Consider the following 15,341-nt stretch of genomic DNA (forward strand, 5'->3'; position numbering starts at 1 on the left):
CAACACAATATTCTCTGATATAAGCAAGTATAACACAACTCCCGGTCCATGTCGGTTGCATTTCCAACAGATTTACAGCAAATACCCCTGCATCCCTAAATATATTGCAAAATAAATTTAGGGATGCAGGGGCATTGAGGGCTAATCCTTCTCTCTTTTAAGGAACTCTTTCATCTGCTGTTCACTTTCAGCAGATAAGGCATCCTTCAGATAATGCCGGGTCGGCGTTTGTTGTGCCTGATAAGCCTCGATGACCTGTTTATTGGCCATTATGACTTCTTCCTTCAAATCTCGGGCGGATAATAAGGCGCACCCTGCTCCTCTGATAATGATCTGCTGCAGGCCATCGGAGGTAGCCACAGTGATCTTATACTTTTTCTGATGATCATAAGCAAACCTTTCAATATATTGATCCGCGGTTTGCGCTTCTTTGGTATAGACCATCAGGATATTATGATAATCGATGGCTTCCTCGGGATGCCCCTGAACACGATAAGCATCGAAGACGACGATAATCCGGCACTTGCGAATCCCCTGATAATTGCTTAGGATATCAAGAAGCCTTATCCTGGCTCCATCCATATTATCCTGGGCAAGCTCTTTCAGTTCCGGCCAGTCAAAGATAATATTATAGCCGTCCACAAGAAGATATTCTTCCTGACTTTCTTTAGGCTTGTTTAAATCGGCAGGTGGTCTATAATAGCTTTCCGCAGCTTTTTTCCGTTTCTGCCAAAGGGATTTTTTGCCTTGGTTGGCATAATAGGTCTGGTTGAGGATCCTGTCGATCTCCTCCGGGTCGATCCACCTTTCCTCGGCATAGGGTATCTGCAGATAAGGTTCTGCTGCTAAGGCTTCATTCGCTTTGGCGAAATAGCTTTCCACATGCATATATTCCTTGACTTGATCCCAGGGGACCAAATAGCCGGAACCCTGGGTACAGAATACGGAATCGGCGGGATTCTCCACATCCCTTTCCGGGTCGTACCCGGCCATAGCTATGACCTCATCCGGATTATGGCAGGGTTCATAGCCCTTCAGGCTGCAAAAAAGCCTGCCCAGACCTTTGCTGTAAGCCATGACCTCCTGCTGATAGTTTCTCATTGTCGCCACGGGAGCACTGCCGGTAAGAGTTGCCCGCTCCCCTTCTATCCGGGCAAGCTGGCAGGTTCCATGCATTTTTTCAACATCGTTCATGGCCCGTCCCACCATTTTTTCCGGCAATTCCAGCTGAAAAGCATAATAAGGCTCCAACAGGATGGACTCCGCTTCCATTAACCCCTGACGCACCGCGCGATAGGTGGCCTCCCTGAAATCACCGCCATCTGTATGCTTGGTATGGGCCCGGCCTGACACTAAAGTGATTTTTATGTCGGTAATCGGTGACCCTGTGAGAACTCCCTTATGAACTTTTTCTTCCAGATGAGATAAAACGAGTCTTTGCCAGCTTTTGCTTAAGCTATCCTCGCTGCATTGCGCTCCGAACTGAAGGCCGCTTCCCCGCTCCCCCGGCTCCATTAATAGGTGGACTTCCGCATAATGCCGCAAGGGTTCAAAATGCCCTACTCCTTCCACGGCATTGCCAATGGTTTCTTTATAAACAATCCTCCCTGATCCGAAGGACACCTCCAGGCCAAACCGGCTCCGGATCAGGCTTTGCAGGATTTCCAGCTGGACCTCACCCATCATCTGCACCTGGATCTCCCTGAGCTCTTCGTCCCAGACCACCTGCAGGCCCGGATCCTCTTCCTCCAGCTGACGCAGCTTAGGCATCATCACCCGGGGATCACAGCCTTCCGGAAGGATCATCTGATAAGCCAATACGGGTTCCAATAAAGGGGAGTGGGCGGCGGTCTCTGTGCCTAAGCCTTCTCCCGGTTTGGTTAGCGTAAGTCCTGTTACCGCACAGACCGAACCGGCTTCCACTTCATTGACTGCCTCGAATTTCTTCCCGGAATAGATGCGAATCTGGTTAACCTTTTCTTCCCATACACCATTGCTTAAACTCTCCCTTACCTTGAGCCTTCCACCGGTGATCTTCAGATAGGTAAGGCGGTTGCCCTGTTCGTCCCTGCCTATTTTGAATACTTTAGCCCCAAAGCTTTCCGGATAGGCCGGCAGATAAGCATAGTCCACAATACCCTGGAGCAGTTCCTCTACACCCTCCAGCTTTAAAGCGGAACCGAAAAAGCAGGGGTACACTTTACGCTTCCTAATCCCTTCCCTGATCAGGGGAAGCTCAATATGTCCCGTATCCACATAGGCGTCCAGCAGCATTTCATCACACATGGCCAATTGATCATAAAAATCAGCGGATTCAGGTTGTCCAAAGTCAATGCAGCCGTCGCTGAGTTGGCTTTTTAATTCATTGATCAGCTTTTCTCTATCCGTACCCACCTGATCCATTTTATTGATGAATAAAAAGACCGGTGTCTGATAAATATCCAGCAAGTGCCATAGGGTCTTGGTATGGCCCTGTACTCCATCGGCCCCATTGATCACCAAAACGGCATAATCCAGCACCTGGAGGGTTCTTTCCATCTCCAGGGAAAAATCCACATGGCCGGGGGTATCCAATAAGGTGATTTGGGTATGAGCCACTTCCAGTATGGCCTGTTTGGAAAAGATGGTAATCCCTCGGGCCCGTTCCAGTTCGAAATTATCCAGATGAGCGTCTTTATTATCCACTCGGCCCATTTTGCGAATGGCACCGCTCAAGTAAAGCATACTTTCCGATAGGGTTGTCTTGCCCGCGTCCACATGGGCACATAGGCCAATGACCAATTTTTTCATCTATATTTATACCCTTCGCTGTCCATAGTGTTATCTATATAATAACAGCAAGCGGGAATTAAATAAATTGTCTATTAGTCGCTAATATTTGGGGGAAGTTTCAAAGAGAGGCTATGCTAAACTTCAAGGCTTATGGGGATTTAGAGGTTTGGACGCTGTTTGCGTGGCAATCGGCATGCAGGCACTTTCCGGAATCAATAAGCATACGAATATTAGTGAATTCGTAATCACCTCGTTGAAAGGAGCCTACGGCAGATGAATGACAAGTATACTTCCAGGTTTATTACTACCTCCGATGCTCAAACTGACTCCATGATTTTCAAACTGCGTTCAACATGGTGGAGCCGGTTTTATGAATATGCCTGGGCGGCATCCTTTGCCGAACCGGAAGCAACCGTGCTCGATGCCGCCTGTGGTATCAGCCACCCTTTTAAGTTTTTCTTATCCGAAAATTGTGCCCATGTCTACGCCTGTGATATCGATGAACGCATTCTTCATCCTGGATCGATCATTCAGGAAATCACGGCTGACCTGGGCTATGAAGCTGCTCAAGCCATCCACCCCGGATATTTTGAACGTATTCACTTTAGTCAGGCAAACCTGGCTCAACTACCCTACTCTGAAAGCATGTTCGATACAATATTCTGTATTTCGGTTTTGGAGCATCTTGATCTTCCTACCCTTCGGTCAGCACTGCAGGAATTCAAGCGTATATTAAAACAAGATGGTCTCATTATCCTGACCTTTGATTACCCTGTAATTAACCTGACCCTACTGCAAACTGAGATCCAGCAGCAAGGACTATCCTTTTATGGTTCCGTGGATTTCACCCTCCCTGCTGATGCTATCACCGGATATAACTTAAACTGTTTCCGGGCTGTTTTGACCAAAAGCCGCTGACAATCAGCGGATGACCTTCAGAGGCTTTTTCGGGGGCGGCCACACCTTAATCGTCTCGGCAATTGTCTCAAGCAGCTTCTGAGCCTCTTTTCTTTTTTGCTCTTTCAGATTCCCGTCAAGATAATGCAGATTGGTAAGGGCTGTGGTCAGGTCAAAAAAGGCGGTGCTAATGGTTTTACAGCAGGTGTCACAACGCTCCACATATTTAGCTGGAGCATTGGGATCTATTTCTGTTTTGAGGTTATGCGTCGGCATGGCGGCATTACTTTCCAGGGGAGCACTGCCGGTACTGCCGACTGAGGAGGATGCACCGGCAGCGGGGGATTCCCTTTGGGCATTCTCCGGAAGAAGAGACTGGACCATCAAACTGGAGATTGCATTGTTGATCCCCTCCAGCCCTTTTTTGAGGGCTTTATTTTCCTGCTGGATCTCCTCACTCTCCTGCTTGGCCAGATCTCTGTCTTTTAGAGCCTGCTGCAATTCCAGCTTGGTCATGCCGGTCACATCGTTCTGGGCCAGGAATTCTTCCCGTTCCTCTCCCGGCAGACCCAAGAGGAGGAGGGCCTGAGTGTAAGTCAAATCGCGCACTGGTGCGTGATTTGACAGACCCGGCTCGTCCGGGAAGCTTGCCCCATACTCTTCGTAGAGCTGCATCAGCCTTCTGGCAGTACTCAGGGAATATCTCACCGACTCCTCCAGCCACTTCTCCCATTCCCCGTGGTTGACCAAACTCTTCGCTTCCTTGAGCCGACGACCGATTTCCACGGCGCTGGCCAGCAGAATTTTCCGGGTTTGCCGGGTAATCATAGTTATTTCAGCCGCGATCACCTGCGGCGTCCGTTCAGTGGATAAATCATTCACGATCCATTTCCCGCCCTTTCATCAATCAATCTAATCCAGAATATGCCAGGCGGTAATAAATCGTAAAGTTCATGGGCAAAAAGCAGGGCTCATCAGCCACTATGGCTGGGGCTGATTTTTTCTGCCGAGACCTTGTCCAGAATGTCCCGGATGGCTGCCGGCTGGGCCGGTTTAGTCAAGACGCGGAGCGGCGACACGGCTTTAAAATCCTCCTGCTCCTCCGACGCTGTTATAAAAACGATGTGACACACTTTATTGCGCTTCCTTATATAAGAGGCAGTCTCAAGACCGGTGATGTTTTTCATCCGGTGATCCAGAAAGAAAAGGTCAAATAGCTTAGGGTTCTGGTTGAATTTCTCCAGCAGTTCTTCCCCGCTGCTGAATTCATAAAGGTTAAACCTGACTCCGCATCTGCTTTCATAGTCCTGAAGGATAAGTTTTATGTACGCCCGCTGCAGTGCACCGTCATCACACAGGCTAATATTCAACCCGGCGGCCGACATGGCTGCCGCCGGGCCTTTCTCCTTCGCCCTTGGCCCTTGGCCGTCTCCTGCTCTTCTATTCATAATACTTCCCCCTTTTCCGCCCGGCGCCGGACCGGACCCTCATCAAGGGCCCGCTTCCGGCAGCCTGGCGGTGATCAGGGGAAATTAAAAGACGCATGCAAGGGTTTATCCCTACACATGCGCCTGAATTCATACTGTCTCATGTTTACTGCTCTCAAGTCGCACACAATCAGCACACCCCCTGAGCGGCAGTCCGATTATACCCCTTGGCCAACCGTACGGTTGTACTGGAGCGAAGGGCATTGTATAATGGATCTGTCGTCGCGGACAGCTTGCTGTTACGTGTAGGTGTGCACACACCTTGCGCGTGCCTGGAAGTGTTCCACCACTTTCAGACCGCGGCGGCCTTTTAATTTCCACCTGTATCCATTATAGGGGTATTGGGAGGGAATTACAAGCCAAGTAATGTTGAGGCAGGAATTTTATCCCAAAAGATTAATGAAGCTTAGTGGCTGCCAAAGCTGCTGTATTTTATAAATTTTCCTGGGATTGTATTACAAATATCGTTGTGGTAACATAAAAATCGGGAGGGATAGGCAATGGATAAGTTGGATATTATTCTGGAAAAGTTGGAAAAGCTAGAAGCCGGGCAAAATGAAATGCAAGCTAACCTGAAGGAAGTGCAGTCTGACATGAAAGAAATGCAAGCTGACCTGGATAGAATGGAACTTGATATCCTCTCTTTGAGGCTGGATAACAAATCTATACATCGAAAGCTTGATGTTATTGCGTCGGCGGTAGTCGATGCCCAGGAAGATATTACAATTTTAAAAGCTCAATAAAATAGCTATGTAATACATACCCGGCCCGGGGATCCCTGGCCGGCTTTTCTTTTCGTCTTACAAATCATTGCCACCATAAATTTTGCTCCCGATTCCTTTTTATAAATCCCCATTTTTAGGGAATTCCGCTGGGCTCCCGCCAGTCGAGGGATTTTCTCCTGAAAACTTGGCAATATAAAAACCCTGAGCTATTCGGTCACATCTTGTCAACTTAGCGAATATAATAAAGTAAATTACCAAAATATTACAATAGGAGGTCTACTCATGGCCACGAAATTATTCAAGCTTGCCATAGACGCCGTTACGACAACGGACACCGCGATTAATCCAGCCGTGGAAAGCTATTTTTATGAGTTAAGCGAAGATCAAAGAACCGGTGGAACGGTCACTATTCCGGCTACCGAATTTACTGATGATGCCGGTAATGTCATGACAGGCAACCTTACTCCTGTAACTACGGACAATGGCTATTATCTATTGTTTATCAACGGCGTGTTGCAGCAAACCAGCTTATACACGGTCAGCGGCGACGGTTCTCAAGTAGTGATCACAGATGCCGATACAGTTCCTGTCGGCGCCCCCATTACCTTAGTCGTCACTAACTTCGCCCCGGTTTCCGATTCCGACACCACCGTAACAACCTAATTTTCAGAGTTAAGAATATGCAGCCATCCCACATCCGGACTGGCGGCAATAAGGAGCTTACGCAAAGGCACACCCCCAATAAGGGCGTACAGCAAGACGGCCTGGGCATTTTAGCCAGGCCGTCTTGCTGTTGTTTAATACACTATGTAAAAGTTTGATAAAAGCAACGCCATAACCTTTCATCCTTCATAGTTATATTTCTGTTGCACTTTAAAGAACCTGCTTCCCCTTATAAACATAGACTAAGGAAAGAATAAGGCAGAAACCATGTCTTCATTGCGGAGTGATGTCTGTGTTTAAAGAGGAAATAGGCTTCAATCCCACTAAAAAGCTACTGACTGCAGAGGCTTATCAATATAATGCACGGTCTGACGGCATTAAGAAAGTTTATACCAATGATGATGAGATAAAAGAATATGGGGATCAGGGCATCCTTGATCCTCATCAAGTCTCTTATTTTAATTTATTTATCAACGGTGTATTGCAGCCTAAGGTTAACTATGAGCTTCATGAAGGCCTGCTCGTCCTTAAAACAGAAGATGCTCCTTTACAGGGCTCTCCTATAATCATCACTTTCGTTACTTTTAGGGATGAGGAACCCGCTCTGCTCAATTCCGCCCTGGCTGAAGGGATCCTGCCTTCGGGGCAGCTATCCCGCGGCCCGGTGACCGATAGGGGGATTGAGGTAAGTGATACGGCCCGCCCTGATCTAAAGCTGGAAAAGCTGACCCTGTCCGGGCCCGAATCTCTGGCCGCCGGTCAGGCGGCCACCTGGGTATTTACCATTACCGTAAGCAATCAAGGGGCTCTGCCTATTCGTGATATCGTGGTCAGGGAATTTATCCTCCTGGATTCTGTGCTGGCTATAGAAACTCTGTCTTTGTCTCAAGGGGATCTGGCTCTTGAGGATGAGCTGATCACCTGGACTATTGATCATTTAAATCCTGAAGAGCCTGCCGCCGCAAGCTTCCGTGTGGAGGGTCTGTTTAAAGCCGCCGGCACCCGCTTCCTCAGCCGGGGTTCGGCTACAGGCCGCAGCTCAGCGGCGGCTGTACGAACCGACATAATCGGGGCAGGTCCCGTCGCTGTCAGTAAAGGATTGGAGCTTACCAACACGATTCTGTCCGGACCCACCCAGGTAACCAGGGGCCAAACCTGTACATGGCGAGCAGAGCTCAAACTGACTAATCTTAGTGGTGTTGAGCTGTCCGATCTTCTGGTCACCGATACCCTGTTGATTGAGAACATCAGCAATGTGAATGTGGTCAGCATCTCCCATGGTGATGCTCATCTGGTAAACAGGGAAATCCACTGGAGCCTTACTGGACTGAAACCTTTGGAAATGGCTGTTCTCGTCCTGGATATAACAGGGTCCTTTACCCAGGAAGGTTTGAGTGCCTTAGACACTGCATCCGGTTCGGGCAAGCTGGGAACCGGCAAACCAGAAACCGGCAGGCTATCCACAAATCTTGCCCGGGATGTTCAAATCATCGTTCTGCCGGAAATCACTCCGGTTCAGGAAGCGCTGTTCTTGCAAACCTCTGTCTTAACTATCCCTCTGAGCGGGTCCTTAGGTACTCCCAAACGCTGGGAGCTGTCTTTAGAGATCACCAACCTCAGCAATGAGGTGATCCGCACTATCTTGGTCACCGATACTATCCTGCTTGATGAATTTAAGTGGACGGACACGGTCTTTGTCTCCTCAGGGGAGGTGGCCACCGCCCATAATACCCTGCTCTGGACTATAGAAGAGCTCTTGCCCGGCAGAACCCTAACCGCCCGGTTTGCAGTCGAAGGGCTTTTTAATACCACCGGCCTGCGTTCGCTCAGCAGGGCTGTCGCCTCAGGATGGAGTCTGAATTCTTGTGTACTGTCCAACATTGCTTCCGGAGCACTCATCCGCATCTCAGGCTATATTTTTGCTTGTGTTATTGTCGACAAAGTCTTTTCTCAGTGTCAGGATCGGTATTGCTTTGAAGATATAGCCCTCCCCATCTCCGCTTTTCAGAGGATTCTCTTTAAACCGGGACGTATTATGGAAGACACTCTGGAGATCACTGCTATAAGAGATCGCCCCAATTTTAAAAGAGTTCAATTCCTTTTAAAGATACCCTTTACAATCGTTGCCGGAGGCACGACGCTGGGCCAGGACTCTCTGCCCTCTATCCCTATGGACCTCATCATGTTCATGCCGGAACCACGGGATGAGTTTTCTTATGATATTGTGGTGGAAACCCGTTCTGAGCTGCTCGGCTCTCCCGACGGTTGTGAGGAAGGCCGGCATTGTACCGTAGGGGTATTTATCGTGATCAAAGCCGTGGGCAAAGTACAGTTATTGATCCCCAGCCTGGAGGTTGATCCTGAGCCTCCCCTGTGCGAGGAGTTTTTGCCGAATCAGCTCTGCGCTGGTTTTAAAACAGCGGTTTTCCCGGATTTTTATCCTTCGCAAAATACGATGCAAAGTAATTTTCAGGACAGACTCCAAGATAAGCTCCAAAATAAATTCCAAGATAGGCCTCAAGGTAAGCTCCAGACGATACTCTCACCCCCTAATCCTCCGGCCCAGCTCAGGGAAGCTCTCCCCTGCCCCCCGGTCTTCGGCAACCTGACCCTGGAAAAGTACATCACAGCAGGACCTTCCGTAATAAATCCTCAAATGAATGGTACCTGGACCATCGAAATTAAGCTTATCAATGACGGTTATGGTCCGGTCAGCAATGTGGTTATGACCGATACCATACTGGCAGATAGCTTAGCCGTCATTAACCTCCTCAGCCTTACCCAAGGCACAGTATCTCAAGAGGAGAATAAGCTGATCTGGGATATCGGGACCCTCAATTCAATGGACACCGTTGTTTTGGCGGCAGAGGTAACCGGTTCTTTTAATGCCCAAACCGGTGCACTTCTCCAAGGCGAAAACCAACAGTACAATGCCCTTGCCGATGGAGTTAAGACTGCTTTTACCGACAATGATGAGTTGCTCATCTACGGCAATCAGGGAATACCCGACCCTGGGGAAATTTCCTTTATTAATCTTTATATCAATGGGGTATTGCAGCCTCAAACTAACTATAAAGTAAGGCCAGGACTTCTCATCCTGACCGTAGACAGTCCTCCCCAAAAGGGAGTCCCCGTTATTCTTGAATCACTGATTATCAGGGACAGCAAGGATACTCTTTTAAAAGCGGAACTCTATCAATACAACACTCGGGCCAATGGCCAAAGAGAGTATACCAATGCCGATGAAATAACCATGTACGGTGATCAAGGAATCCTTGCCCCTCAGCAAACTTCTTATCACTACCTCTTTATCAATGGAGTTATCCAGCCTAAAAGCAATTATACCCTTGAAAAAGGTCTCCTTACCCTGAAGGTTGCCCACCTGCCTCTGGAAGGAGTACCCATGTCCATCCAGTTTGTTTCTTTATATTCATGAATCTGCGGGGATTACCAGTCGGTAACGCTATAAGGGGGTTTTTTGATGGGTGATAACACAAAACTCATGAGCATCGTTTTTAGTTTGGAAGATCCTTTGATTACCAGGGAGTATCCGTCGGACATTGTCCTGTTCCGGACCTTCATCTCCGCTCAGACCAATACAGCGCTCTGGACACCGGCTTCCGGCAAAAGTGTCTTTATGACGGCCTGGCAAGCGTCCGCTTCTGTTCCCGTCACCATTCAACTAAACAGAGGAAGCAACGCTGCGTTTATGTCCATCATGCTTACCAGCACCCTGGCAACCTATGGGGCAAGCTTTCCTTCCCCTGTTCAGCTTAACCAGGATGAAGCCATCTCAGTGACGACAAGTGCCGCAGGAACAGTCAATATCACCCTTATAGGGTATGAATTTTAAGGCTATGTCCGCAAACCAAAGGAGTGCCGGATTATGAGACAAGTTCTGCAAACTCCCCAGTCTATTCCAGTGGCTATCGAGAAAAGCTCCAGCACGATCAAATATGACCGCTTTGGTGTTCTGCCCACCAGGCAGGGACTTTGGACTCCGGCAGCGGGGAAAAGTATTTGCCTGACAGCAGTGCAAGGAACGGCCTCCCTGGCTGTATCCATTCTCTTAAGCGACGGCAGTGACGATTTTCTTTCCCTGAGGATAACAACACCCTTCAGCACCGTAAATCAGAACTTTCCTTCACCCTATCAGCTCAAAGCTAACAACACCCTAATGGTGAGAACATCTGACGAGCAGATAGACTGCAATACTTCCGGGGCCGCTACAGCTACCCAGGCAGCTTATAACGGCCGCACAGATTTCACCAATGTCAATAATGCCGTCGGGCTTCGTAACGGCAGCGTTGCCTCTTTAGCCTCGGCATTGCTCACCCAAACCGGAGGAAATATCGTCCTGGGATACAACCTGCTCCCCGCCCTGGCTGATTATTTGGACATTGAACAGGTTGTGATCAAGTTCTATTGCCGGCTCAGCCTGACCCTTGCCGTAGGCGTCAGCTCGATGCTCCTTAATTGGCGGCCCAATCCTCAGGCAGCCTGGATTCAATTGGATCAAATCAGCCTTGCCATCATCGGCACTCTTAATTATTTAACAAACCCTCTTGAATTCGACATCACCACTGCTGTGCTGGGTGCCGCTAACCCCTGGGATGTCATCACAACCCTGCAAACCTCATTTATCGGCAGCCATACCGGGTTAGGCATAGGCAATACCATTCAATTGGACGCTGTGGAGATTGAGATTTGCACCACAGGCCAAAACCAGCTCACCCTTTTCGGATATGAGGTTTGAAAAACTCAGTCGAGAGACAGCTTTGTCAGTAATTTTTCCACTGTAGAGGCTGAGATATAGCTGTCATCCTGTTTGATCATCACACTGGTGCGGCATTTAAAGCATTTCTTGGTACAATCTACGATCTCAAAATCAATCTTTCGATCGGTTAAAGCTTGGATTACTTCAGCATGTTTTTTGGTATTTTTGCATACCACAAATTTAGACATCCGGTTTCTCCTTATTTGCACTCATTTCTTTTACTTTTTCAGCTTCGTTATTCATCAGGGCATATATATCCTGCAGAAATTTCAGTATAACCCTCTGTTCATCAATACTATATCTGTCTATAACATCTGTTTGACAATGGTGCGCGCTGTCATGAACGACCTCATGGGCTTCATAGATGGCCTGGCCTTTTTCTGTCAGCCGATAATACACCTCCTTATTGTTTTCCGGATTCTGATACTTCACAATGTAATTTTTGTCGGACAGTTTCTTGCATATTTTGGTGACTGCGCCGGTGGTCATTCTCAATTCCGCCGCTATCTTGGTCACATTGGGGTTTTCCATAGTTCCAATCCAATGAAGACAATGGACCTGGGAAAAATTAAGGTCATCAAATTTATGAGTCATGGAATCTACATCTTGTTGTATGCTTAGCAAGGTGTCCATAATATCTTTGGCGATAGTCATTGTATACTCCTTACTTCATATTACTTCCATGGAAGCAATTATAAGTATAGGCTCTTTTTCCTTCCATGTCAACAATAAGCAAAGACGACTGCCAGCTTCCGCCGGTTGTCGTCTTTTGCTGCCTTTCCAACTGTCCTGCCGGGACAGCCGCTATGAATTTAGCCGATACTTTTGCGGACAGGAATCCAGATTTCGCTTTTGTAATCGGGCTTGCTGGTATCCGGGGTTTCGTTCCATAATAATTCAGGACCCCCGGTCATTTCATATCCTGATGCGGGAAACCATTCGGCGTATATTTTGGCCCATGTATCCTGAAGAGCTTCCGGGAAAGTACCCACCGCTTTAAACACTGCCCAGGTGGCTGCCGGAACATGCAGCAGATCATAGTGATTGGAAGTTGCCTGGGATGTGGCAACGCCAATGTACTGGTCAAGCTGGGAGCCTTCTGCGGTGCGCTCATCAAAATTCGCGGATACACTGAGCATGCCTTTGGGTTCGGTATCGCACAAACTTTTCAATTCAGCGATGATTTGAGGTGTCAGTTTTTGTACTAAGGAATCCATTTCCGGATTAATGCCTTTGAATTGCATGGTAATCCGTTTTTTAAACCCGACGATATAGAATTCATCTTTTTCCACAAGGCGATAGTTCATTTCTGTTCCTCCTTTAATCGTTAATTGGAAGGTCATGGGGGGCATGACTTTAAGTTCCGCATTTGCTTTTTTGGCTTGAGAGGGAGCTACTCCATGCATGGCTTGAAAAGCCTTGCTGAAAGCTTCCGGGGACTCATAGCCCAGCTGCAATGCCAAATCGATAATCTTGACTTGTTCAGCTCTCAACAGCGTACCCGCCAATGACAGCCGTCTGCGGCGAATATATTCACCTAAAGGCATTCCGGCCAGAAAAGAAAACATTCTGCGAAAGTGATATTCTGAGCAGCCGGCTATACGGGAAATCTGCCCCGGCTCAATATCATCCAGCAAGTTTTTTTCAATATAAGCCATGACCTCATTAAATTGAGCCAACATATTCATTGCTTATGGCCTCCTTTCAAATGAATCATAGCAAAGCGTTAAAATGGATTCCTGATAATTATGGTGCGAATGATCACAGGTTTTGACAGAGTAAGCGAGAGTCATTCCATATTTACTTACTACGAAAGAAATTATACAATGCGATTACATAGAGGGACAACTGTGCTCTCTGGTGTCATTTATTCTATGGTCATTTATATTAAGGGCAATGATAGAAAGAGTGGATGAAAACATGAAGATTTCTATTTCAGATGAGGTCTATTCGCTTTGTCCGGGAACTGCCTTAGGCGTTTTATCTTACAAGGCTGACGTTGTTCCCAGCACACAGGAATTGCTCATATTATTTGACGCTGCAGTCGCAGCATTATCAGAGAGCTATTCAACTGAAAAAATAGCTCAAAATCCCCATATTGCCGCAACCCGTCAAGCCTATAAGGCCCTTGGAAAATCTCCTCATGACTATCGCAATGCTGCGGAAGCTATGCTTCGCCGTATCGCGCAAGGCAAAGGGCTCTATCGCATCAATAACATTGTCGAGATCAATAATCTCATTTCCATTTCCTCCGGCTACTCCATCGGCTCATATGATACGGACCAACTCCAGGGGAACCTTGAGCTTCGGCGTGCCGAAAAGGGAACCCATTACGATGGTATAGGGAAATCTGCTGTGAACATCGAATACCTGCCTACCCTCTATGATCAGTCAGGGCCTTTTGGCAACCCCAGCAGCGACAGCCGCCGAGCTATGATCCAACCCGGCGGGCATAACATAGTTACCATTATCTATTCTTTTGACGGTACAGAGGAACTGAATTATTGGCTGGAAAAGCTTGCTTCGTATTTAAGAGATTATTGCGGAGTCGTTGAGGCGGAAAAAGCAATAGTAAAAAAGTGCTGATAACAGAGATTAATAATCGCAATCTATGCAGAAGTAAAACTGAAGAATTTAACATAAAAGATCGCGCGGCGATAACGATTGTCTGAAAGATTAAAAACCATGTTGAGATAAGAGACTTAGCGAACAAGAAAGATGCTCAAGGGTGAGAAGCTCCTGGCTTCATTTTCAGAGCTAAGATGGCCATGGCAAATGATGCGACAGCACATACGATTTCAATAATATAGGCAAATACATAATTGTGGTATATTTCATAGAAAACATTAATGACCGGAACTCCAATTGCAATCCCAGCCGCTATAGCTGTCATAAGCGGTCCCATTATTGCCCCGAATTCTTTTTGACCATATAATTCGGCGACGAATAAGGGTAAGGGAACAGACATCATGACCATCGCAATCCCATAGAAAGCACCGCCCACATAGGCCAGACCGAGGCTACTGTTGACAAGAATAAAACTAACGGCTGCCACTACCGAAGAAGCATAGCCAATCAGCAAAGTCATTTTCAAGCCAAATCTGTCATTGACCATTCCCAGCACTATTTTAAAAATAGCCATGAAAGCATAAACCACAGACATAACTGTAGAAGCGATAACGGGAGTGAATCCTTTGTCCACAAGATTTGGAGCAATGGTATAGTTCATAGCCTGTATACCGATGGCTTGTACCAAAATCGCCAGAATCAGCAGTTTGTAGCTTCCTGTTTTAAGAACTTCTTTGAACGTGTGGCCCTGCATGACAATTTCTGCATTCCTATCTCGGTCTGCAACGACCTTTTGGGTCCCCAAAGCAACAGTTCCCTTATCCTCTGGCCGGGGAGCAAGGAGGATTGCCGCTATAAGAGCTACAGCTGCGATCATGATAGCTTCAAAAAGGATTGTCTTTCTCCAGCCATATTTGACGATCATACCGCCGATAACCGGATTGAAAATAAATCCGCCGATTCCGCTTGAGGCAAGCATCAACCCCAAATAAAATCCCTTTTTTTCAATAAACCAATTGGTGATGATTGCGGACAAAGGAGTGTTCGTGCAAAAAGCACTGCCTATACCCACCAAACCTGCCAAAACATAAAATACATACAGGTTATTGCTTATACAGAACAGCCCATAGCCCAGAGAAATAAAGATGCAGCCCAGTATTATCATCTCTTTAAGTCCAATTTTTCTTGTGACAAGCCCGAACAAAAAGCTAAAAACCGCCATAAATATACCTGTTATGCTTATGATGGCCGAAAAAGATGCTCTTGAAAAACCCAGATCTTCGGTAATTGGGTGAATATATAAGGATACCGTTCCCTGGGCAACACCAGATGTAAACATAAATATCAAAAAGCATAAGATTACATTGATATAACCATAGAAAAACTTTTTATCCGACATTTTACCACTTCCAGTTAATTTTTGCTTGTCTCTTATCCGCCCTATCGATAGCA

The 15,341-nt window shown here is 47.1% G+C and carries 14 protein-coding genes; 7 read left to right on the top strand and 7 right to left on the bottom strand.

The window, feature by feature from the left end; translation table 11 throughout:
• Positions 1-141 precede the first annotated feature (141 nt).
• Positions 142-2,790, bottom strand: a complete 2,649-nt coding sequence (locus DESLBE_RS05695) for a TetM/TetW/TetO/TetS family tetracycline resistance ribosomal protection protein (RefSeq protein WP_144675613.1) — start codon at positions 2,788-2,790, stop codon at positions 142-144.
• A 255-nt stretch (positions 2,791-3,045) separates the two neighbouring features.
• On the opposite strand from DESLBE_RS05695, the gene DESLBE_RS05700 reads away from it, so the two are divergent.
• Positions 3,046-3,690 (top strand): class I SAM-dependent methyltransferase, encoded by a 645-nt coding sequence (locus tag DESLBE_RS05700; protein WP_144675616.1) that lies wholly within the window; start codon positions 3,046-3,048, stop codon positions 3,688-3,690.
• Positions 3,691-3,693: 3 nt separating this feature from the next.
• Here DESLBE_RS05700 and DESLBE_RS05705 read toward each other — a convergent pair whose 3' ends face one another.
• Complete coding sequence (locus DESLBE_RS05705; protein WP_015943929.1) at positions 3,694-4,551, bottom strand: DUF3102 domain-containing protein; 858 nt, start codon at positions 4,549-4,551, stop codon at positions 3,694-3,696.
• Positions 4,552-4,643: 92 nt separating this feature from the next.
• Positions 4,644-5,054, bottom strand: a complete 411-nt coding sequence (locus DESLBE_RS05710) for a response regulator (RefSeq protein WP_144678617.1) — start codon at positions 5,052-5,054, stop codon at positions 4,644-4,646.
• A 602-nt stretch (positions 5,055-5,656) separates the two neighbouring features.
• Between DESLBE_RS05710 and DESLBE_RS05715 the strand changes: the two genes are divergently transcribed.
• From DESLBE_RS05715 to DESLBE_RS05735, 5 genes are all read left to right on the top strand, one after another.
• Positions 5,657-5,899, top strand: coding sequence for a hypothetical protein (locus tag DESLBE_RS05715; RefSeq protein ID WP_005814354.1), 243 nt, complete (start codon positions 5,657-5,659; stop codon positions 5,897-5,899).
• A gap of 264 nt (positions 5,900-6,163) precedes the next feature.
• Positions 6,164-6,544, top strand: coding sequence for a DUF4183 domain-containing protein (locus DESLBE_RS05720; protein WP_005814352.1), 381 nt, complete (start codon positions 6,164-6,166; stop codon positions 6,542-6,544).
• A 286-nt stretch (positions 6,545-6,830) separates the two neighbouring features.
• A complete protein-coding gene (locus tag DESLBE_RS05725; RefSeq protein WP_144675618.1) occupies positions 6,831-9,980 on the top strand; it encodes a DUF4183 domain-containing protein in 3,150 nt (1,049 codons plus the stop codon).
• 45 nt (positions 9,981-10,025) lie between these two features.
• Positions 10,026-10,397: a hypothetical protein gene (locus DESLBE_RS05730; protein WP_144675620.1), complete on the top strand. Its 372-nt coding sequence runs from the start codon at positions 10,026-10,028 to the stop codon at positions 10,395-10,397.
• 33 nt (positions 10,398-10,430) lie between these two features.
• Positions 10,431-11,300, top strand: coding sequence for a hypothetical protein (locus tag DESLBE_RS05735; protein WP_144675622.1), 870 nt, complete (start codon positions 10,431-10,433; stop codon positions 11,298-11,300).
• Positions 11,301-11,305: 5 nt separating this feature from the next.
• Here DESLBE_RS05735 and DESLBE_RS05740 read toward each other — a convergent pair whose 3' ends face one another.
• The 3 genes from DESLBE_RS05740 to DESLBE_RS05750 all read right to left on the bottom strand — a co-directional run bounded on the left by DESLBE_RS05740 (position 11,306) and on the right by DESLBE_RS05750 (position 13,009).
• The gene (locus DESLBE_RS05740; RefSeq protein ID WP_018305912.1) at positions 11,306-11,509 is read right to left on the bottom strand and encodes a hypothetical protein; all 204 of its coding nucleotides are present in this window, start codon (positions 11,507-11,509) and stop codon (positions 11,306-11,308) included.
• A complete protein-coding gene (locus tag DESLBE_RS05745; RefSeq protein WP_144675624.1) occupies positions 11,502-11,975 on the bottom strand; it encodes a MarR family transcriptional regulator in 474 nt (157 codons plus the stop codon). The genes DESLBE_RS05740 and DESLBE_RS05745 overlap by 8 nt, the downstream gene beginning before the upstream one ends.
• Before the next feature lie 158 nt (positions 11,976-12,133).
• Positions 12,134-13,009, bottom strand: coding sequence for an AraC family transcriptional regulator (locus DESLBE_RS05750; protein ID WP_144675626.1), 876 nt, complete (start codon positions 13,007-13,009; stop codon positions 12,134-12,136).
• Positions 13,010-13,241: 232 nt separating this feature from the next.
• Between DESLBE_RS05750 and DESLBE_RS05755 the strand changes: the two genes are divergently transcribed.
• The gene (locus DESLBE_RS05755; RefSeq protein WP_172625381.1) at positions 13,242-13,907 is read left to right on the top strand and encodes a phenylalanine--tRNA ligase beta subunit-related protein; all 666 of its coding nucleotides are present in this window, start codon (positions 13,242-13,244) and stop codon (positions 13,905-13,907) included.
• Between the two features lie 136 nt (positions 13,908-14,043).
• Here the strand turns inward: DESLBE_RS05755 and DESLBE_RS05760 are convergent, their stop codons facing one another.
• Positions 14,044-15,288, bottom strand: coding sequence for an MFS transporter (locus DESLBE_RS05760; RefSeq protein ID WP_172625382.1), 1,245 nt, complete (start codon positions 15,286-15,288; stop codon positions 14,044-14,046).
• Positions 15,289-15,341 lie beyond the last annotated feature (53 nt).

The organism is Desulfitobacterium sp. LBE, from assembly GCF_007830365.1.
Lineage (GTDB): Bacteria > Bacillota > Desulfitobacteriia > Desulfitobacteriales > Desulfitobacteriaceae > Desulfitobacterium > Desulfitobacterium hafniense.